General features: G+C 73.9%; 17 protein-coding genes. 9 read left to right on the plus strand and 8 right to left on the minus strand.

Annotated elements, in window-relative coordinates; genetic code table 11:
* The first annotated feature begins 16 nt into the window (after positions 1 to 16).
* The 5 genes from M2302_RS15645 (at position 17) to M2302_RS15665 (ending at position 5,994) form a co-directional block, all read left to right on the plus strand.
* Positions 17 to 895: a branched-chain amino acid ABC transporter permease gene (locus M2302_RS15645; RefSeq protein ID WP_210776938.1), complete on the plus strand. Its 879-nt coding sequence runs from the start codon at positions 17 to 19 to the stop codon at positions 893 to 895.
* On the plus strand, positions 892 to 2,031 hold the full coding sequence (locus M2302_RS15650; RefSeq protein WP_280838633.1) for a branched-chain amino acid ABC transporter permease: 1,140 nt from the start codon (positions 892 to 894) through the stop codon (positions 2,029 to 2,031). Before M2302_RS15645 ends, M2302_RS15650 begins: the two co-directional genes overlap by 4 nt.
* A 53-nt stretch (positions 2,032 to 2,084) precedes the next feature.
* On the plus strand, positions 2,085 to 3,356 hold the full coding sequence (locus tag M2302_RS15655) for an ABC transporter substrate-binding protein (RefSeq protein WP_280838634.1): 1,272 nt from the start codon (positions 2,085 to 2,087) through the stop codon (positions 3,354 to 3,356).
* A gap of 229 nt (positions 3,357 to 3,585) precedes the next feature.
* On the plus strand, positions 3,586 to 4,212 hold the full coding sequence (locus tag M2302_RS15660) for a TetR/AcrR family transcriptional regulator (RefSeq protein ID WP_280838635.1): 627 nt from the start codon (positions 3,586 to 3,588) through the stop codon (positions 4,210 to 4,212).
* A gap of 135 nt (positions 4,213 to 4,347) precedes the next feature.
* Positions 4,348 to 5,994 carry an ROK family protein gene (locus tag M2302_RS15665; RefSeq protein ID WP_280838636.1) on the plus strand — a complete coding sequence of 549 codons (1,647 nt, stop codon included), beginning with the start codon at positions 4,348 to 4,350 and terminating at the stop codon, positions 5,992 to 5,994.
* 174 nt (positions 5,995 to 6,168) lie between these two features.
* On the opposite strand, the gene M2302_RS15670 is transcribed toward M2302_RS15665, so the two are convergent.
* From M2302_RS15670 to M2302_RS15680, 3 genes are all read right to left on the minus strand, one after another.
* Entirely contained in the window at positions 6,169 to 6,849 is a 681-nt protein-coding gene (locus tag M2302_RS15670) for a hypothetical protein (protein WP_280838637.1), read from the minus strand.
* Between the two features lie 275 nt (positions 6,850 to 7,124).
* Positions 7,125 to 8,318: a hypothetical protein gene (locus M2302_RS15675; protein ID WP_280838638.1), complete on the minus strand. Its 1,194-nt coding sequence runs from the start codon at positions 8,316 to 8,318 to the stop codon at positions 7,125 to 7,127.
* A 135-nt stretch (positions 8,319 to 8,453) separates the two neighbouring features.
* The gene (locus tag M2302_RS15680) at positions 8,454 to 8,981 is read right to left on the minus strand and encodes an STAS domain-containing protein (RefSeq protein WP_280838639.1); all 528 of its coding nucleotides are present in this window, start codon (positions 8,979 to 8,981) and stop codon (positions 8,454 to 8,456) included.
* Positions 8,982 to 9,314: 333 nt separating this feature from the next.
* Here M2302_RS15680 and M2302_RS15685 point away from each other — a divergent pair, with 333 nt between their 5' ends.
* The gene (locus M2302_RS15685; protein ID WP_280838640.1) at positions 9,315 to 10,025 is read left to right on the plus strand and encodes a GAF and ANTAR domain-containing protein; all 711 of its coding nucleotides are present in this window, start codon (positions 9,315 to 9,317) and stop codon (positions 10,023 to 10,025) included.
* 8 nt (positions 10,026 to 10,033) lie between these two features.
* Here M2302_RS15685 and M2302_RS15690 read toward each other — a convergent pair whose 3' ends face one another.
* The 5 genes from M2302_RS15690 to M2302_RS15710 form a co-directional block, all read right to left on the minus strand.
* The gene (locus M2302_RS15690; protein WP_280838641.1) at positions 10,034 to 10,771 is read right to left on the minus strand and encodes a GAF and ANTAR domain-containing protein; all 738 of its coding nucleotides are present in this window, start codon (positions 10,769 to 10,771) and stop codon (positions 10,034 to 10,036) included.
* Between the two features lie 370 nt (positions 10,772 to 11,141).
* Complete coding sequence (locus M2302_RS15695) at positions 11,142 to 11,582, minus strand: Rieske (2Fe-2S) protein (RefSeq protein WP_280838642.1); 441 nt, start codon at positions 11,580 to 11,582, stop codon at positions 11,142 to 11,144.
* Between the two features lie 22 nt (positions 11,583 to 11,604).
* Complete coding sequence (locus M2302_RS15700; RefSeq protein ID WP_348529421.1) at positions 11,605 to 12,246, minus strand: DUF6529 family protein; 642 nt, start codon at positions 12,244 to 12,246, stop codon at positions 11,605 to 11,607.
* Positions 12,243 to 12,977, minus strand: coding sequence for a hypothetical protein (locus tag M2302_RS15705; protein WP_280838643.1), 735 nt, complete (start codon positions 12,975 to 12,977; stop codon positions 12,243 to 12,245). The genes M2302_RS15700 and M2302_RS15705 overlap by 4 nt, the downstream gene beginning before the upstream one ends.
* 144 nt (positions 12,978 to 13,121) lie before the next feature.
* Entirely contained in the window at positions 13,122 to 14,135 is a 1,014-nt protein-coding gene (locus tag M2302_RS15710) for a LacI family DNA-binding transcriptional regulator (RefSeq protein WP_280838644.1), read from the minus strand.
* A gap of 230 nt (positions 14,136 to 14,365) precedes the next feature.
* Here M2302_RS15710 and M2302_RS15715 point away from each other — a divergent pair, with 230 nt between their 5' ends.
* From M2302_RS15715 to M2302_RS15725, 3 genes are read left to right on the plus strand one after another with little or no spacing between them, the layout of a single operon-like run.
* Positions 14,366 to 15,655 carry an extracellular solute-binding protein gene (locus M2302_RS15715; protein ID WP_280838645.1) on the plus strand — a complete coding sequence of 430 codons (1,290 nt, stop codon included), beginning with the start codon at positions 14,366 to 14,368 and terminating at the stop codon, positions 15,653 to 15,655.
* Positions 15,652 to 16,575, plus strand: coding sequence for a sugar ABC transporter permease (locus M2302_RS15720; RefSeq protein ID WP_280838646.1), 924 nt, complete (start codon positions 15,652 to 15,654; stop codon positions 16,573 to 16,575). Before M2302_RS15715 ends, M2302_RS15720 begins: the two co-directional genes overlap by 4 nt.
* Positions 16,572 to 17,501 carry a carbohydrate ABC transporter permease gene (locus M2302_RS15725; RefSeq protein WP_280838647.1) on the plus strand — a complete coding sequence of 310 codons (930 nt, stop codon included), beginning with the start codon at positions 16,572 to 16,574 and terminating at the stop codon, positions 17,499 to 17,501. Before M2302_RS15720 ends, M2302_RS15725 begins: the two co-directional genes overlap by 4 nt.
* The last annotated feature ends 1 nt before the right edge of the window (position 17,502 follow it).

Here is a 17,502-nt window from a genome sequence, read left to right on the forward strand (position 1 = left end):
TAGGAAGGATCCGTTCTTGGACCGGTTCTTGTTCCTCACCTTCGACGGACTGTCCACCGGCGCCGTCTACGCGGCGTTCGCCCTCGCCCTGGTGCTCATCTGGCGGGCCGCCCGTCTGGTCAACTTCGCGCAGGGCGCGATGGCCGTGGCGACGGCCTACGTCGGCTACGCGGTCGCCTCCGCCACCGGTTCGTACTGGCTGGGCCTGGGCGCGGCCGTCCTCGCCGGCCTCGCCCTGGGCGCGCTCGTCGAACGGGTGCTGATGCGGTTCGTCGGCCACGCCAACCCCCTCAACGACGTCATCGTCGCCCTCGGCCTGGTGCTGCTGATCCAGGCGGTGCTCGGCATGGTCTTCGGCAACGAGTACCGGCCGGCGGCCGCGCCGTTCGACACCGACGCCCTGTCGATCGGCGGGATCGCCGCACTGTCCCCGTACGACCTGTGGGTCCTCGGCGCGGTCCTGGTGGTCGTGGTGCTGCTCGCGCTGCTGTTCACCCGTACGCCGATCGGCCTGCGGATGCGGGCCTCCGCCTTCGCTCCCGAGGTGTCCCGGCTGCTCGGGGTGAACGTCAACCGGATGCTCACGGTCGGCTGGGCGCTGGCCGCCGCGGTCGGCGCCCTCGCCGGCATGCTGGTCATCCCCACCGGGCTGGGGCTGCATCCGCACGCGATGGACCTGGTCTTCGTCGTCGCGTTCACCGCCGCCGTCGTCGGCGGCCTGGACAGCCCGGCCGGGGCGGTGGTCGGCGGCCTGCTGGTCGGCGTGATCCTGTCCTACGTCACCGGCTACCTCGGCCCGGACACCACGCCGCTGGCCGTCCTCGTCCTGCTGCTGGCGGTCCTGCTGGTCCGCCCCGGCGGGCTCTTCTCCAGCGCGAGAGCGAGGCACGTGTGACCACCACCCAGCCCGACGTGTCCACGGCCGAACCGCCACCCGGCCGGCCCTCACCGCTGCGCCGGCTGCTGCCCGGCCCGCCGGACGCCGCCACGGCGGGCGGCTCGACGCTGCTGCGCCACCTGGTTCCGATCGTGCTCGCCGGCACGCTCGTCGTGCTGCTGACCAACCAGTTGCCGCCGTACCAGAACCTCCAGGTCGCCCGGGTCTGCGCGTTCCTCTGCGTCACCGCCGGCTACACCGTCCTGGTCGGGCTCAACGGCCAGCTCTCGCTCGGGCACGGGGCGCTGATGGCGACCGGCGCGTACACCGTCGCGCTGGTCCAGCGGGCCTTCGAGGCGCGCGCGGTGCAGGGCCGGTGGATCCTGCCGCTGTCCCTGCTGGCCGCCGTCGCGGTGACCGCGGCGGCCGGGCTGGTCATCGGGCTGGCTGCCGCCCGGCTGCGCGGGCCGTACCTGGCCGGCGTGACCCTGACCGTCGCCACCCTGGTCCCGGCGATCGCCACGATCTTCACCGGCGTCTTCAACGGCGAGCAGGGGCTGCGCTTCCCGGCGGAGACGCCGCCGGCGTTCCTCGGGGCGTACTTCCAGCCGGAACGGTGGCTGGCCTGGGTCGCGCTGCTCGCCGCGCTGCTGACCATGCTGCTCATGGCGAACCTGGTGCGCAGCCGGTTCGGCCGGTCCCTGCGCGCCGTCCGCGACGACGAGGTGGCCGCCCGGCTCGCCGGCATCCACGTCGCCCGCAACCAGGTGCTCGCCTTCGTGGTGAGCGCCGCCTGCGCCGGCCTGGGCGGGGGCGTGTACGCGGTGCTGACCGCCACCGTGGCCCCCGGCAAGTTCGCCCTCGACCTGTCGCTGTTCCTGCTGATGGCCATCGTGATCGGTGGGCTGGGCAGCCTCGCCGGGGCGGTCTGGGGAGCCGTCCTGCTGGTGGCCCTGCAGGACCTGCCGAGCCTCGTCACCGACACCTTCACCCTGCCCGCGGGCCTCGCCCAGCGGCTGGAGGGCAACCTGGCCCTCGCCGTGTTCGGTCTGATCCTCATCGTCGTCATGCTCGCGGCCCCGGGCGGCCTCCAGGGCGCCGCCCGCACGCTCACCGCACGCCTCCGGCCGGGCCGCCGGACCCCGCACCCCTGACTCTCCCGGTTCCACCCCACCCCGATTCGCACCCGCACCGGAATGGAGAACCAATGCATCCCACCACACGCCGCGTACTCGCGGCCACTGCCGGCCTCGCGCTGTTGGTCAGCGCGTCGGCCTGCGCCAACGACGAGCAGCAGGCGGCCGAGAACGTCCCGGGCGTCACCGACACCGAGGTCGTGATCGGCACCCACCAGCCACTCACCGGCCCCGCCGCGGCCGGCTACTCGAAGATCTCCGCCGCCACCAAGGCGTACTTCGAGCACGTCAACAGCAAGGGCGGCGTCAACGGCCGGAAGATCGTCTACAAGGTGATGGACGACGGCTACAACCCGGCGAACACCGACAACGTCGTCCGCAAGCTCGTCCTCGACGACAAGGTCTTCGCGCTCCTCGGCGGCCTCGGCACCCCCACCCACACCAACGTGCTGGAGTTCGTCAAGACGCAGAAGGTGCCCGACCTCTTCGTCTCCTCCGGCAGCCGCAACTGGAACCAGCCCGAGAAGTACCCGACCACCTTCGGCTGGCAGCCCGACTACACCGTCGAGGGCAAGATCCTCGCCACCTTCGTCAAGCAGCAGTTCTCCGGCCAGAAGGTGTGCCATTTCGGGCAGAACGACGACTTCGGCCGCGACTCCCTCGCCGGGGTGGAGAAGATCCTCGGGCCGGTGGTCGCCAAGCAGACCTACACCCCCACCAACCCGCAGGTCGGCCCGGCGATCGGCGCGCTGAAGGCGGCCGGCTGCCAGGTGGTGATCTCGGCGAGCATCCCGGGCTTCACCGCGCTGGCCATGGGCCAGGCCGCCGGGCAGGGGTTCCGGGCGCAGTGGGTGGTGTCCAACGTCGGCGCCGACTACACCACGCTCTCCGGCCAGCTCGGCGACAAGAAGGTGATCCTCGAGGGGATGATCGCCGACAACTACCTGCCGATGGCGAACGACCCGAGCGACCCGTGGATCCAGGCGTACACCAAGATCCACCAGCAGTACAACGCCGCCAACCCGATCGACGGCAACGCCGTCTACGGCTACTCGATGGCGTACACCTTCGTGCAGGCGCTGCTCGCCGCCGGCAAGGACCTGACCCGCGAGAAGCTGGTCGAGGCCGTGCAGAAGGGCGGCTTCACCGGGCCGGGCCTCACCCCGTTCCGCTACAGCAAGGACGTCCACGCGGGTTACAGCGGCGTCCGGATGAACAAGGTGCAGAAGGGCGTCCAGGCGTACTTCGGCCCGACCTACACCACCGACGACGGTGACGGCGCCGTCACCGAGCTGACCAGTGCGCCGGCCGCGCCGCCGGCGGAGGCGATCCCGACGAGCTGATCCGCGACCGCCGCAGCGCGGTGCCCCGAACCGGGCCGCCACCCCGACGGTGGCGGCCCGGTCCTGTTCGGTGCTTCCTGGCGTCCAACAGGCCGCACGCAGGGTGCGCATTGTCGCCCCCGATATGGCAAGGGACCGGCGGAGGGGACGTCGTCCGACCCCGTTTGGCGATGTCGATACACTGCCGGTGCAGTTTTCTCGGGCACCACACCGGACGGGGGACCATCACATGATCGACGTGGACGCCGACGGGCCGGCACGGGTGGACGGGCGGTCGGCGCGCGCCGAGCGTACCCGCACCGCCATCGTCGACGCGCACCTCGCCCTGATCGACGAGGGGGACCTCCGGCCCACCGGGGAGCGCATCGCCGAACGCGCGGGAGTGTCGCTGCGTACCTTGTGGACCAACTTCAAGGACATGGAGACCCTGTTCGCCGCGACCGGCCGGCGGGTGAGCGAGCGGCAGGAGTCGATGGTCCGGCCGATCTCGCCGGAGCTGCCGCTCACCCGGCGGATCGGGGAGTTCAGCGCCCAGCGCGCCCGGATGCTGGAGGTGCTGGCGCCCTCGGCCCGCGCCTCCGCGCTGCGCGAGCCGTTCTCGCCGCAGCTGCGCCGCAACCGCGAGGGCAACATCGACCGGGTACGCGGCGAGATCGAGACGGTCTTCGGCCCGGAGCTGGCGCACGCCGGGCCGGGACGCGAGCAACTGCTCGACGCGCTGACCGTGGCGAGCACCTGGTCGGCCTGGTCGATGATGCGCGACGCGATGGGCTTGGACGTCGAGGCGGCGCGGGCCACCCTGACGCGGATCGTGGGCGCGCTGCTCGTCGACGCCATCGCCGCCGGGCTGCGCTGACCCGCCGCGGCGAGGTCGTCTCCTCCTGGGTTGTCTGTCGAGATCGGGATAGTCCCCGGCGGGCGCCGCAGCCGTGCGATGGAGGCGTTGCGGCAGCGGTTGGCCGCCGTGGTGGTTGGTCGCTACTGTGCCTCGATGGCCCGTGCGCAGCTCTCCGCCAAGTTGGTGGTTGACGGTCGGGTTCCGCAGGCGTTGGCGCTGTCGCCGGGCGGCAGATGGGTCGCCTTCGTGGTCGCCCCGGTCGGGCGGGCTGGTGTTCACCCGGTCAGCGACCTCTGGGTCGCCGCCGTCGACGGGACCGGGTTGCCGCGACGATTGACCTCGGGCGAGGCGTACGATTCGGCGCCGCGGTGGGCTGCGGATTCGCTGTCGATCTACTTTCTCTCCGACCGGGCCGAGCGTGGCGCGGCGCAACTGCACCGGGTGGGGCTGGTCGACGGTGTCGTGGAGGCGGTCACGTCCTGGGCCGGTGGGGTGTCCGGTCACCTCCCGCTGGCCGATCCGGACCTTGTCGTGGTGATCGCAGCCGATGAACCGTCCGCCGAGGACGAACGGGCGGCCGAGGAGGATGCGAGGTGGGGAGTGGAGCTGGTGCGAGCGACGAACCGGGGGCTCCGGCTGCGCAACCGGTCCACCCTGCTGACGAAGGTGTTCCTCGACGGCCCGCTGACCCGGCAGGACCTGGTGCGCAGCAGCGGGCTGAGCCAGCCCGCGGTGAGCAACGTCGTCGGTGACCTGATCGACGAGGGGCTGGTCGTCGAGGCGGGCGCCGCCTCCTCGGACGGGGGGCGGCCGAGCATGATGCTCCGGGTCGCGCCGGGATTCGCCGCCGTGATCGGCGTCGACGTGGGGGAGACCCGGGTCCGCGTCGAGCTCTTCGACCTGGCGATGACGCTGCTGGCCAGCAGCGAGTACCCACTGGACCCGGCCCGCACCGAGCCGGCCGCGGTGGCCGGTCACGTGCTGGCCGGCATCGAGGCGGTGACCACCCGGGCAGGGGTCGCGGCGGCCGACGTGCTCGGCGTCGGCATCGGCGTCTCCGGAGTGGTCGAGCAGGGCGCCCAGGCGGTCGTGCACGCCCAGGCGCTCGGGTGGGACCGGGTCCCGCTGCAACGACTGATCGCCGACGGCACCGACCTGCCGCTGCACCTCGACAACGGGGCCAAGACCCTCGGCCAGGCGGAGATGTGGTTCGGCGCCGGCCGGGGCACCCGACACGCCGTGTTCGCGCTCGTCGGCTCCGGCGTCGGCGCGGCCGTGGTGACCAACGGGATCACCTACCGGGGGGCGTCCAGCAGCGCCGGCGAGTGGGGGCACACCACCCTGATGTACGGCGGCCGCGCCTGCCGCTGCGGCGCCCGGGGCTGCCTGGAGGCGTACGTCGGGGCGGAGGCCATCATCGACCGCTACCGGGAGGCCCTCCGGGGCCGGCCGGTGCCCGGCGACGACGAGGAGTCCCAGCTCGCCGCGCTGGTCGACGCGGCGGCCGCCTCGGCCACCGCCCGACGGGTGCTCGACGAGACCGCCGGCTACCTGGGCGCCGGGGTGGCCAACCTGATCAACCTGTTCAACCCGGAGCGGGTGGTGCTCGGTGGCTGGGCCGCCATGGCCCTCGGCGACCTGCTCCCGGCCATCCGGGCGGCCGCCGGCCGGCAGGCGCTGCGCCAGCCGTACGAGCAGGCGTCGATCCAGCTCGGCCGGCTGGGGGTGGACGCGGTGGCGTTGGGTGCGGCGACCCTGCCGATCGCCCGGCTGCTGGCCTCGGGCGGCGTACGCGGCTGACCGTCACCGGGCCGGCTGGAAGGCGGGGCCGACCTCGGTGGCGACCGGACCGTCGCGGAACAGATCGTCGTAGACCATAGTGGAGGATCCGCCGAGTGACGACGGGGAACCGGGGCGGCCCGAGGGCCGCCCCGGTCCATCGACGCGCCCGGGGCGGTGCGGTGGCGCACCCGGTCACCTCGGGACCCACTCCCGCGCCCGGTTCTGCTCGGTTCGGGGTGGTCGCCCGGTCGGCCAGTGGGCGACGTTGGCCCCCCGTCGCTCCGGCCGCGGCGCCGGACGCCACATCGGGTGCACCAGCATCCCGTTCAGCAGGGGGAAGCTGTCGCGTTCCAGGTACCCGTGCCGACCGTGCAGGGCGCGGTGGCCGTCGCTGAAGGTCTCCGCGTACGTCGGCAGGCCGAGCGTGTCCATCCACCGCTGACTGCCGGCGAGCACGGCGTCGGCCCGCGCGGCACGGTCCGGGCCGGACGGCACCGCCAGGATCGCCAGGTGCTGGTGCGCCTCGGTGGGGCGGTGCGCGGCCAGGGCCTGTTCGAGAAGGAGGAACCGTTCGTGGTCCGCGCCGCAGGCCATTGCGAGCCGTTCCTCGTAGCGCGCGGGCGACGGGATGGGGCCGTAGCGGTGGAACCAGACGGTGGCGGCGGTGCCGGCGTGCAGCAGGAACACGTCGCCGACCAGCAGCGCGTGTTCGGTCCAGATCCGGGCCACCTCGGCCAGCACGAGCGGCCTGCGCTGCTCGTCGGGGACCAGCCAGGCACCGACCACGGTGGGGGCGAGGCTCGCGGTGACAAGGTCGACGATTCGGCCGACGTCGCACCAGCGGGCGCGGGCGACGGGCATGGGGTAGCTCATGGTGTGACTCCTGACCAAGATCATGATCGGGGTACGGCAGGCGTGGTCGACCGGCCGGTGGCCCGGTGACACCGGGCGCCGGTATGGTCGCCCGACGCGGGGCCCACGCAGGGCCGTCAGTCCGGCGGACGCCGGAGCGGTGGGAGACAGGGATGCGCGGCCGGCGGCGACGGCGGGAACTCCGGTGGCGGCGGCCGTCGCGGTCGGACCCGATCCGACGCGACGGCGGCGCCGCCACGACGAGGTGGACCCCCACGTCGCGTCGGCGGACGCCGTCAGGCGGGTCTGCTCCCCGGCCGGGGACAACGGGACGGCAGCGGAGCGGGAGCGTCCGGCCGGCAGAGCCGCAGCCCGGTGGCGGGCGAGGTCCAGGCGACGGTCGAGGCGTCGCCGGCGGGCTGGTGGACACCGCCGCCGGACAGCACGCCGCCGGTGTCGGTGGCGGGCGCGCCGCGGTGCGGGATGACGTCGGGTCGGACCGGATCGGCGCCGGCTCCCGCCGGCGACCACGCGGCCGCCCTCGTCTGTGCCGGGTCGGCCAGGGCCGCCCCGGTCCGGGGTTGGCCGGTGGGCGGCATCGCGGCGGATGGTGCCGGCGGGGCGGTCCTGGCGGGTGGTCGCCCGGCCGGGCCGGTCACTCCGGGCGCCTGCTCGGCCGTGCCGCCCGCCCCCCGCTCGGCCGGCGGGGCGACCTCGCCCGGGCGCAGCGCCCCCAGCACCGGCTCCAGCGGCCGCAGCACCGGCTCCAGCGGTTGGAGCACGGGCTCCAGCGACTGAAGCACCGGCTCCAGCGGCCTGAGGACCGGGTGGAGGCTGCGCAGCAGCGGGTCGACCACGGGGGCCAGGGCGCCGACGATGGGACCGGGCACCGGGTCGACCACCGGGGGCAGGGCGCCGAGGACCGGGTTGGTGACCGGCTCGAGCACGGGGGGCAGGGCGCCGAGGACGGGGCCGGTGACCGGGTCGAGTACGGCGGGCAGAGCGCCCACGACGGGGGTGGTCACCTTGTCGACGGCGGTGGCCGGGGGTGTCGCCACCCGGTCCCGCGGCGGCCGGCTCGGGCGCGCGGCCACGGTCTCCGGCGTCCCAGGGCGCGACGGGACGGATCGGGTCGGTGGGTCAGCCGGCGGGGCTGTCCGCCGTTTCGGTGGCGGCTTCGCCTGGCGGGTGTCGGTGGCCGGGGACGACCCGGCCCGGGACGGCGTCGTGCCGCCCGTGTCGCCGCCATCGTCGACGGACCCGGGCGGGCGCGGGGGATCCGGGGTGTCGGCCGCGACCGAGGGCGGGATCGCCACCGGGGAGATGGTGGTCTGGAGCAGGTCGGTCACGCCTCCGACGACCGTATCCACCGTGACGACGGGTGGCGCGTCGGCGGCGCGCGCGGACCGGTCGTCGCCCACCTCGTAGCCGATCCAGGCGCAGGCGGCGGCGCCGAGCACGAGCCCGAGGCGCAGCGCGAGAGGCCCCATCCGCCCGCTCCGCACGCCCATCGCCGCACCCCCGACCTCAGCCGCCCCCGAGGGCCGGCACCGGGGACTCTACCGAAGGCGCCGGTGCGGTGACAGAGAGCGCCGGCGCGGCGGGCAGGATTCTGGTGCCGCTACTCAGGCCGACACCTCCCGGCCGCTGGGCAGGGGCGGCCGACCGGTGTCCATCCGGAGGTGGGGCGTCGACAGGGCGCCGGTGGCTCGCCTCGGCGGCACGCGGTCGCCGGTGGCGGCCGACCGGGCCCAGGGCGCGTCGCCGGGGACCGGACCCTCGTCCACCGCGAACAGGTGCACCGTCGCGGTGAGGTGCAGCAGGCGGGAGACGCAGCGGGGCGGTCGTCGCAGCGCCAGGCCGCCGGCCGCCTCGCGCAGCAGGCGGTCCGCCTCGATGAGGGCGCGTACGGCGTGCAGGTCGACGAAGCGGACCCCGGAGAGGTCCAGGACGACCCGGGGAGCGGGGCGGCGGGCGAGCTCCGCCACGAGGTCGACGAGCAGGTGCGCGTTGCTCATGTCCACCTCACCGTGGACCGACACCACCGTCAGCGGTCCCTCGTGCTCCCAGTCGAGTGACATCACCGGGGCCCCCGGAGCGGGGACGTCGCCGTCCGCGCCCCGGCTTCGGTCGTGCGGCAGTTTCGTGGACATCGCGCCCCCTTGCGGGATTGATCGGACTTCACGGCACCGCGGTGCGGTGCCGGTCCTGGGCGCGTGTCTCGACCCGGCTCCGACGCTACCCCTACCGGCCGATTTGCACACGTCATGCCGGGCGACCACCTTCCGGTGCCTCCGCCGACTCGGGCGACGGGACGTCGGCGCGACGGGTAGGGTGCGAGGTGCCACGCCGCCCCGGTGCGAGGCCGCCACCGCGGCCCCGGGCACACGGCCGCCGCGCGCGGTCCGGGGACGTCCGACCGAAGACCGACTCGGCGCATGCCCGCCGCACCCGTGGGGTACGCCCCGTCGTGAAGGGCCCGTTCCATGGCACAGACTCCGCTGTCCCCGCAGGACGCCCTGGCCGAGCTCGGTCGGATCCGGCTCGACGAGGCCGGCGTCGACGAGGTGCTGCGCTCCGTCGCCGGGCTGGCCCGGCGCAGCATCCCCGGCGCCGCCGAGGTCTCCGTGACGCTGTTGCGGGACGCCACCGCGCAGAGTGTGGCCACCACGGGCGAACTCGCCCTCGAACTCGACGAGTTCCAGTACGAGCAGGGCCGGGGCCCGTGCCTGGACGCCTCGGTCAGCGGCGACGCGATCTCCGTGCCGGACACCGCCGACGAGGACCGGTGGCCGGACTGGGCCGGCCGGGCCCGGGACGCCGGTGTCGGCAGCTCGCTCTCGATCGGGCTGCCCATCCAGGAGGCGGTGGTGGGCACCCTCAACGTCTACGGGCTGGCGACGCGCGCCTTCGACCCGGACGCGCAGGAGTTGGCGAAGACCTTCGCCGCGTACGCCGCCGTGGCCGTGGCCAACGCCCACCTGTACGAGAACGCCGCGACGCTGGCCGAGCAGATGCGCGCGGCGATGGAGAGCCGGGCGGTCATCGAGCAGGCCAAGGGCATCATCATGGGCGAACGGCGGTGCTCGGCCGACGAGGCGTTCGCGATCCTGGCCAAGCTGTCCCAGGACACCAACCGCAAGGTACGCGACGTCGCCGCCGCGCTCGTGGCGCGGGCCGAGCGGACGACCGGCTGAGCGGTGACTCAGCCCTCCGGGCGGGTCGACTGCCGGGGCGCCGCGCCACCCGCGGTGACCTGACGCACCAGCGCCTCGGCCACGTCCCGCACCTTGCGGTTGGAGTTCTGCGACACCTTCGCCAGGATCGCGAACGCCTCGTCCGCCGAGCACCGCCGCTGCCCCATGATGATCCCCTTCGCCTGCTCGATGACCGCCCGGCTGTGCATCGCCGACTGCATCTGCTGGGCGAGGTTCGCGGTGCTGTCGTAGAGGTGGGCGTTGGCCAGGGCGACGGCGGCGTGGTCGGCGAAGGTCTGCGCGGCCTCCGCCACCTCGTCGAACGCGCCTGGCCGGGTGCCGTAGACGTTCAACGCCCCGACCACCGCCTCCTGGATGGGCAGGCCGATCGACATCGAGCTGCCGGCGCCGGCCTCGCGCGCCCGCCGCGCCCACTCCGGCCACCGGCCCTCCGTCGCCATGTCCGCCACGATCATCACCGTGCCGGTCGTCGCCGCGTCCAGGCACGGGCCCCGACCCTGCTCGTACTGCCACTCGTCGAGGCGCAGCGCCAGGTCGCCGGTGTAGGCGGCGGTGGTGGCCTCGGTGCCGTGCACCAGCGTCACCGACACCTCGGCGGCCCCCGGGATGCCGTCCCGGGCGACCTGGGCGATCCGGGTCAGGACGGCGTCCAGGCCCGTCTCGTCGTAGCGGATCGTGCCCAGCTGGATGAAGGCCTCGGTCAGGTCGAGGGGGAACTGCGGCATGGCGTCTGACGTCCTTGCGAACCGGCGCAATCGTTCCGGCGGAGCCGGGGCAGCGCATGACGGGGAACGGCCCACTCCCGTCGGCCGCAGAGTGCGGCTCCGCGGGGGCGGACCGGGGACCAGCGCCGCTGCTTGACGCTCGCTCGCGACGCCTGGCGGGGCGTCGGCTGCGGTGGTCCACTCTACCGTCCCCTACGGTCGCGGCGACCCCCGGACCGTCCGTGCGTCGCCCGCCGGGCCGGCCGCCCGGACGGGCCCGCCGGGCGCTACCGCGCGGGCGGCGGGACGACCTGATCCCGCTCGGCCCCGCGGTGGTGACCGAGCACCGGCCGCGGGCGGTCACCCCCGGCGCCCGAGCGCGCGGCCCCGGTCAGGCCAGCCGGATGCTGTTCCCCTCGACCGAGACGGCCGCCTCCGGCAGCGGCTGACCGGCTGGTCCGCCGCGCACCGAGCCGTCGGCGATGTCGAAGATGCTGTTGTGGCACCCGCAGACGATGGTGCGGTCGCGGACGGCGGTGACGGTGCAGCCCTGGTGGGTGCACTTCGCCGAGAACGCCTTGATGGTGCCCTCGGTGGGCTGGGTGACCACCACCCCTTGGGCGGCGAAGATCCTCCCGCCGCCGACGGGGATGTCCGCCACCGTGGCCAGCGGCTTCGCCGCTCCGCCCGCCGCGCCGGTCGCCTCGGGGGCCGGGGCTGCGGCCTCGCCGTACGTCTGGCAGCCGGTCAGCAGGGCGGTGAGGCCCGCCGCGCCGGCACCGGCCAGCATCGTCCGCCGGGACGGGCAGCCGGGATCGCGGTCGTCGACCATGTCCTCGCCTTCCTCTCGTACCTCAGGTGCCGACGCCGACCGTGGTGAAGTACCACAGCGACGAGGTTAGCCAGATGCCCATCAGGACGGTGAAGACCACCCCGCCGATCACCGGCAGCACCCAGCCGGCCAGGCCCGGCCGGGGCAGGGCGAGCATCTTGGTGGTGAAGGCGCCGAAGAACAGGCAGCCGAGCAGCGAGTGCAGCAGGGTGCGCGGGTCGTGGTCGGCGAAGCCGAGCGCGTAGAGGCAGTGCACCGCCACCGGCACGGTCAGCAGGAACGCGATCCGGCCCGACCAGCGGTGCGCGGTGCCGGCCCAGGACGGGGAGAAGCCGCCCAGCCGGCCCCACATGGCCAGCGCGGAGAGCAACTGGAGGACGGCGAAGAACGCCGCGCCGCTGCCCAGCCACACCTTCACCGCCTGCGGACCGGAGAAGCCGGCCAGGTTGACGGCGATGCCGGTCGGGGTGTGGAGCCGACCGTAGACGCCCGTGGCCACCGCGACGGCCGCGCCGACCAGCAACGGAACGAGCAGCGACGCCCGGGGCGCGCCGAGCGTGGCGGGTGGGTCCGGCGCGGGAGCCGGGTCGAACCGTACGTGCACGACCGGCATGGTGGTGTCGGCGGAGTCCGCGTCGACGCCGTGCCGGGGACCGAGCCTCACTCCGCCGTACCCGGGTCGGCGGCCACCGGCTCGGCGGCGACGGTGCGGCCGTCGACGATCGTCGTGCCGAACGCCGGGTCGAGCGGCGGGGCCGGCGCCGGGGAGCCGTCGCGGGTGAGCACGCCGATCTGGGAGCCGTCCGGCAGCATGATCCAGCCGCCGTCGACGCCGGCCCGGCGCGTCTGCGCGGTGGCCCGGTAGAGCACGGGTGCGGGCGTGGCGGCGGCCTTGGCGGTGAACCTCCACCGCTTGTCGCCGACGACCAGTTCGCCGGTGACGTCGCCGTCGCCGATCGTGGCGGTCAGCGTGGCGCCCTTCTTGCCGGTCAGCTTCAGCCGGCCGTCCGCGGCGGTGCCCCGCAGCCAGATCTCCAGCCGGCGGCCGTCGCAGACGTAGGCCACGGCCGTGCCCTTGGTGGCGGTGACGGCGATGGTGGCGCCGCTGTCGAGCCGGCCGGTCCAGTTCCCGGTGACCGGCGCGGTCGGGGCGGCCGGGGCGGTGGTGGGAGCGCCGGGGCGGCCGCGCTGCTCGGACGGCTGCGCGGGCGGTTGCCCGGTCGGGTCGGCCGGTGGTGTCGAGGGCGCGTCGGGTGGCGCCGTGGCGCTGGCCGACGGGGTGACGGCGGCCGTCGGCTGGACCGTACGCGGCGCCGCCTGGGCGCTCATCGCGAACAGCACGGCGGCCGTCCCGGCCCCGGTCAGCAGGGTCAGCAACGGGGTGATGCGCTTCATGAGCAGCTCCCTTCACCCGGTCGTACGGTGCCGGAGCGCCGGTCGTTCAATTCGCGCGCCGATCGGTCCCGACAATTTCGCGGTCACGGCCGGGAGCAGCCGCGGCGGCGCCGGGCCCGCGGACCCGGGAGGGTGGGGCTCCGCTCAGGCCGGCCGGCGGGTGCTCTGCCGGACGATCAGCGGGGTGGCCAGCTCGATGCGGTGGCTGTCCAGCTCCTCGCCGGCGACCAGCGCGAGCAGCATCCGGGTCGCCATCCCGGCCATCTCGGTCAGCGGCTGGCGGACGGTGGTCAGCGGCGGGGCCGACCAGCGGGCGGCGTCCAGGTCGTCGAAGCCGACGATGCTCACGTCGTCGGGGACCCGCGCGCCGCGCTCGTAGAGCGCCTCGTAGGCGCCGAGGGCCATCTGGTCGGCGCAGGCGAAGACGGCGGTGGGCGGGCGGGAGAGGTCGAGCAGGGCGTTCATCTCCCGGTATCCGGACGGCGCGTTGAAGTCGCCGTGCCGGACGTACCCGGCGGGGATCTTGCGGCCCGCCGCGTTCATCGCGGCCCGGTAGCCGTCGACGCGGGCCCGGCTGCACGGCACGGTGGGCTGGCCGCCGATCACGGCGATCCGGTCGTGGCCGAGGGCGAGCAGGTGCTCGGTGGCGGCGACGCCACCGGCCCAGTTCGTCGCGCCGACGGACGGGATGCCCGCGCCGGGCTGCCCGGCCGGGTCGATGATGACCACCGGGATGCCCAGCTCGTCGAGTTGGCTCTGCTGGCTGGGGGAGAGGTCGGAGAGCACCAGCAGCACCCCGTCGCAGCGGCGGGCGGAGAGCTGCTCGATCCAGCGCCGGTCGGGGCGGGTGCGGTGCCGGCCGTGCACGGCGGAGACCACGACGCCCATGCCGGCCCGGTAGGCCAGCTCCTCGACGCCGTCGAGGATCTGCATCGCCCAGGGGCTGCCGAGGTCGCGGAAGACCAGGTCGATGAGGCCGGCGCCGCCGGAGGAGGTGGCCCGCCGGGCCGTGTAACCGCGCCGGTCGAGCAGGTCCTGCACCTTCTGTCGGGTGGTGGGCGCGACGTCCGGCCGGCCGTTGAGCACCTTCGACACGGTGGGCACGGACACGCCGGCGGCGGCCGCGATCTCCGACAGGGTCGCCCGCGTCTCCGGCATGCCACTCTCCTCGGCGATCGATGTGCCCTGCCCTCGATCGTATCCCGAAAGTTTCGAAAACTGCGCACCGGCGTGTCCGATCCGTTAGATTCCGCCGCCGTTCCATCGACAGCGACCCCTTGATCCGATCTCGCGACGCTGCCTAGTCTGCCTCGAAATCGAAACTTTCCCGAAACTTATCGAGGCATCCGGTCGGCGCGGCCGGGTCGTGGAGAGGACGGTGATCGGCCATGCGTCGGCGCGATTTCCTGGGTGGTACGGCCGCAGCCCTGCTCAGCACCGGCGTGCTGGGCTCGCTCGCCGCATGCGGCAACTCCGGACCGGGCGGGAGTGAGCAGCTTCAGCTCTGGGCTCTGCAGGACGCCGAATACCAGAAGGTCCTCAAGCCCGCCATCGACGCCTACAACTCCGGCGCCGAGAACAAGATCCAGTTCACCACGTACGTCAACGACGCCTACAAGCAGAAGCTCCAGGTGGCGATGGGGTCGCCGCAGGCGCCGGACGTCTTCTTCAACTGGGGCGGCGGCAACCTCGCCCAGTTCGTCAAGGCCGGCCAGGTGGTCGACCTGACCGACCGGACGGCCGACCTGTCCGCCGCGTTCCTGCCGAGCGTGCTGTCGGTGGGGCAGGTCGACGGCCGGCAGTACGCCCTGCCGATGAACGGGATCCAGCCGGTGATCCTCTACTACCACAAGGGCGTCTTCGCCGCCGCCGGGCTCCATCCGCCGAAGACGTACGAGCAGCTGCTCGCGGTGGTCGACGCGCTGAAGGCCAAGGGGGTCACCCCGATCGCGCTGCCCGGCTCGCAGGGCTGGACCGAACTGATGTACCTGGAGTACCTGCTGGACCGGGTGGGCGGGCCCGACAAGTTCGCCGCGATCGCCGCCGGCGGGGCCGGCGCCTGGTCGGACCCGGCGGTGGTGCGGGCCGCCACGATGTGCCAGGAGCTGGCGAAGCGGGGCGCGTTCGGCGCGAACTTCGCCTCGATCAACTACGACAACTCCGGCGCCTCCAAGCTCTTCGCCACCGGCAAGGCGGCCATGTTCCTCATGGGCAGCTGGGAGTACTCCACCCAGCTGACCAACAACCCGGCCTTCGTCAAGGACGGCAAGCTGGGCTGGCTGCCCTTCCCGACGGTCGCCGACGGCGCCGGCGACCCGACGGCTGTCGTCGGCAACCCGAGCAACTACTACTCGGTGTCGGCCAGCTCCAAGCACCCCGACACGGCGGTCGACTTCCTGAAGCGGACCCTGACCTCCGAGTCGTACGTCCAGGGGCTGATCGCCGCCGGGCAGGTGCCGGCGGTCAAGGGCGTGGAGAGCAAGCTGGCCGGCACCCCGGGCGCCGAGTTCACCACCTTCACCTACCAGCTGGTGTCCGGCGCGTCGTCGTTCACCCAGTCCTGGGACCAGGCGCTGCCGCCCTCGGTCGGCAGCGAGCTGCTGACCAACCTGCAGAAGCTCTTCCTCTCCCAGCTCACCCCCGGTGAGTTCGTCGCCGCGATGGGCAAGGCGCGGTGACCGCGGCCGTGCCGGTCCTCGGCCGGGCCCCGGCGGACCGGCGCCGGCACGGCCGGCCGGGGGCGCTCTGGGCGGTCCCCGCCGGGCTGTTCTTCACCGCCTTCGGGCTGGCACCGATCCTCGTCGTGGCCTACCTCAGCCTGACCCGCTGGAACGGGCTCGGCGATCCGGTGTGGACCGGCCTGGACAACTGGCGGGCGCTGCGCGACGACGCCGACCTGACCCACGGCGTCTGGACCACGCTGCTGCTGACGGCGCTGTGCTGGGTGGTGCAGACCCCGCTGGCGCTGCTGCTGGGCGTCTGGGCCGCGGCGCCGCGGCGCAACCGGGCGATCCTCTCGGCGGCCTTCTTCCTGCCCCTGCTGCTCTCCACCGCCGCGATCGCGCTGGCTTGGCTGTCCCTGCTGGACCCCAACTTCGGCGCCGCGGCGACGCTGGGGCCCTGGCTGGGCGCGTCCGACGGCAACCTGATCGGCGACCCGGACCGCGCGCTGTACGTGGTCGCCCTCGTCATCGCCTGGCAGTTCGTCCCGTTCCACACGCTGATCTACCAGGCCGCCGTCCGGCAGATCCCCGCGAGCCTCTACGAGGCCGCGGCCATCGACGGCGCCGACCGGGTACGCCAGTTCCGGTCGATCACCCTGCCGCTGCTGCGCCACACGATCGTCGCCTCCTCGGTGCTGATGATCGTCGGGTCGCTCACCTACTTCGAGACGATCCTGCTGCTCACCGGTGGCGGGCCGGGCACCGAGACCCGGGTGCTGCCGCTGCACATGTACATCAAGGGCTTCGTCGGCTTCGATATGGGCTACGCCAGCACGCTGTCGGTGCTGCTGGTGGCCGTCGGCACCGTGCTGTCGGTGCTGATCGTCCGCGCCACCGGCTACCACCGGATGGCCAGCGACCGGGAGGGCCTGTGAGACACCCGCAGTCCGTGCGGCCGGCGCCGCCGCCGACGCGCGGCACGCCCGCGCCGGCCACCACGGGGGTACGCGCCGACGTGCCGCCCCCCGCGCGCCGGGCGCGGGCCCGCGGGCCGGTGAACCTGCCGGCCGGGGTCGGGGCGACACTCTGGCTGCTCGTGGTGGTGCTGCCGCTCTACTACATCCTGGTCACCAGCCTGCGCACCCCCGACGGCTACCTCAACGACGGCGCGCTGGCCCTGCCCGGGACGCTGACCCTCGACAACTACAACCGGGTGCTGGGGCAGGGCTTCGCCCGGCTGCTGCTCAACAGCGCGGTGGTGACCGCCGCGACGATCGTGCTGGTGCTCGCGCTCGCGCTGCCCGCGGCGTACGCGATCGTGCGCGGCACGAGTCGGGCCGTGCGGGTCGGGTTCTCGCTCTTCCTGCTCGGCCTGGCCATCCCCGCCCAGGCCGTGGTCGTCCCGATCTACCTGATCATCACCCGGCTCCAGCTCTACGACTCGCTGCTGGCGATCATCCTGCCCACCGTGGCGTTCTCCCTGCCCATGTCGGTCGTCGTGCTCACCAGCACGCTGCGCGACATCCCCGACGAGCTGTACGAGGCGATGACGGTCGACGGGGCGGGCCCGGCGCGCACCTTCACCCGGCTCGTCGTGCCGCTGGCCCGGCCCGGGCTGGTCAGCATCGGCATCTTCAGCGGGCTGGGCGCCTGGAACGGCTTCCTCTTCCCCCTCGTGCTCACCCAGAGCCCCGAGCAGCGGGTGCTGCCGCTCGGGCTGTGGAACTTTCAGAACCAGTTCGGCACCGACGTGCCCGGCCTGATGGCGCTGGTGGTGTTCTCCGCCCTGCCGGTGCTCACCCTCTACCTGTTCGGCCGGCGTCACCTGCTCGGCGGCCTCACCGCCGGCTTCGGCAAGTGAC

It is taken from the genome of Micromonospora sp. A200, assembly GCF_029893845.1.
In the GTDB taxonomy this organism is placed as follows: domain Bacteria; phylum Actinomycetota; class Actinomycetes; order Mycobacteriales; family Micromonosporaceae; genus Micromonospora; species Micromonospora purpureochromogenes.

Coding starts and splice junctions, on each gene's coding strand:
- M2302_RS15705 (WP_280838643.1), bottom strand. CDS start 12,977: ATGAAGCGCATCACCCCGTTGCTGACCCTGCTGACCGGGGCCGGGACG.
- M2302_RS15655 (WP_280838634.1), top strand. CDS start 2,085: ATGCATCCCACCACACGCCGCGTACTCGCGGCCACTGCCGGCCTCGCG.
- M2302_RS15690 (WP_280838641.1), bottom strand. CDS start 10,771: ATGCCGCAGTTCCCCCTCGACCTGACCGAGGCCTTCATCCAGCTGGGC.
- M2302_RS15685 (WP_280838640.1), top strand. CDS start 9,315: ATGGCACAGACTCCGCTGTCCCCGCAGGACGCCCTGGCCGAGCTCGGT.
- M2302_RS15680 (WP_280838639.1), bottom strand. CDS start 8,981: ATGTCCACGAAACTGCCGCACGACCGAAGCCGGGGCGCGGACGGCGAC.
- M2302_RS15675 (WP_280838638.1), bottom strand. CDS start 8,318: ATGGGGCCTCTCGCGCTGCGCCTCGGGCTCGTGCTCGGCGCCGCCGCC.
- M2302_RS15665 (WP_280838636.1), top strand. CDS start 4,348: ATGGCCCGTGCGCAGCTCTCCGCCAAGTTGGTGGTTGACGGTCGGGTT.
- M2302_RS15715 (WP_280838645.1), top strand. CDS start 14,366: ATGCGTCGGCGCGATTTCCTGGGTGGTACGGCCGCAGCCCTGCTCAGC.
- M2302_RS15660 (WP_280838635.1), top strand. CDS start 3,586: ATGATCGACGTGGACGCCGACGGGCCGGCACGGGTGGACGGGCGGTCG.
- M2302_RS15670 (WP_280838637.1), bottom strand. CDS start 6,849: ATGAGCTACCCCATGCCCGTCGCCCGCGCCCGCTGGTGCGACGTCGGC.
- M2302_RS15695 (WP_280838642.1), bottom strand. CDS start 11,582: ATGGTCGACGACCGCGATCCCGGCTGCCCGTCCCGGCGGACGATGCTG.
- M2302_RS15710 (WP_280838644.1), bottom strand. CDS start 14,135: ATGCCGGAGACGCGGGCGACCCTGTCGGAGATCGCGGCCGCCGCCGGC.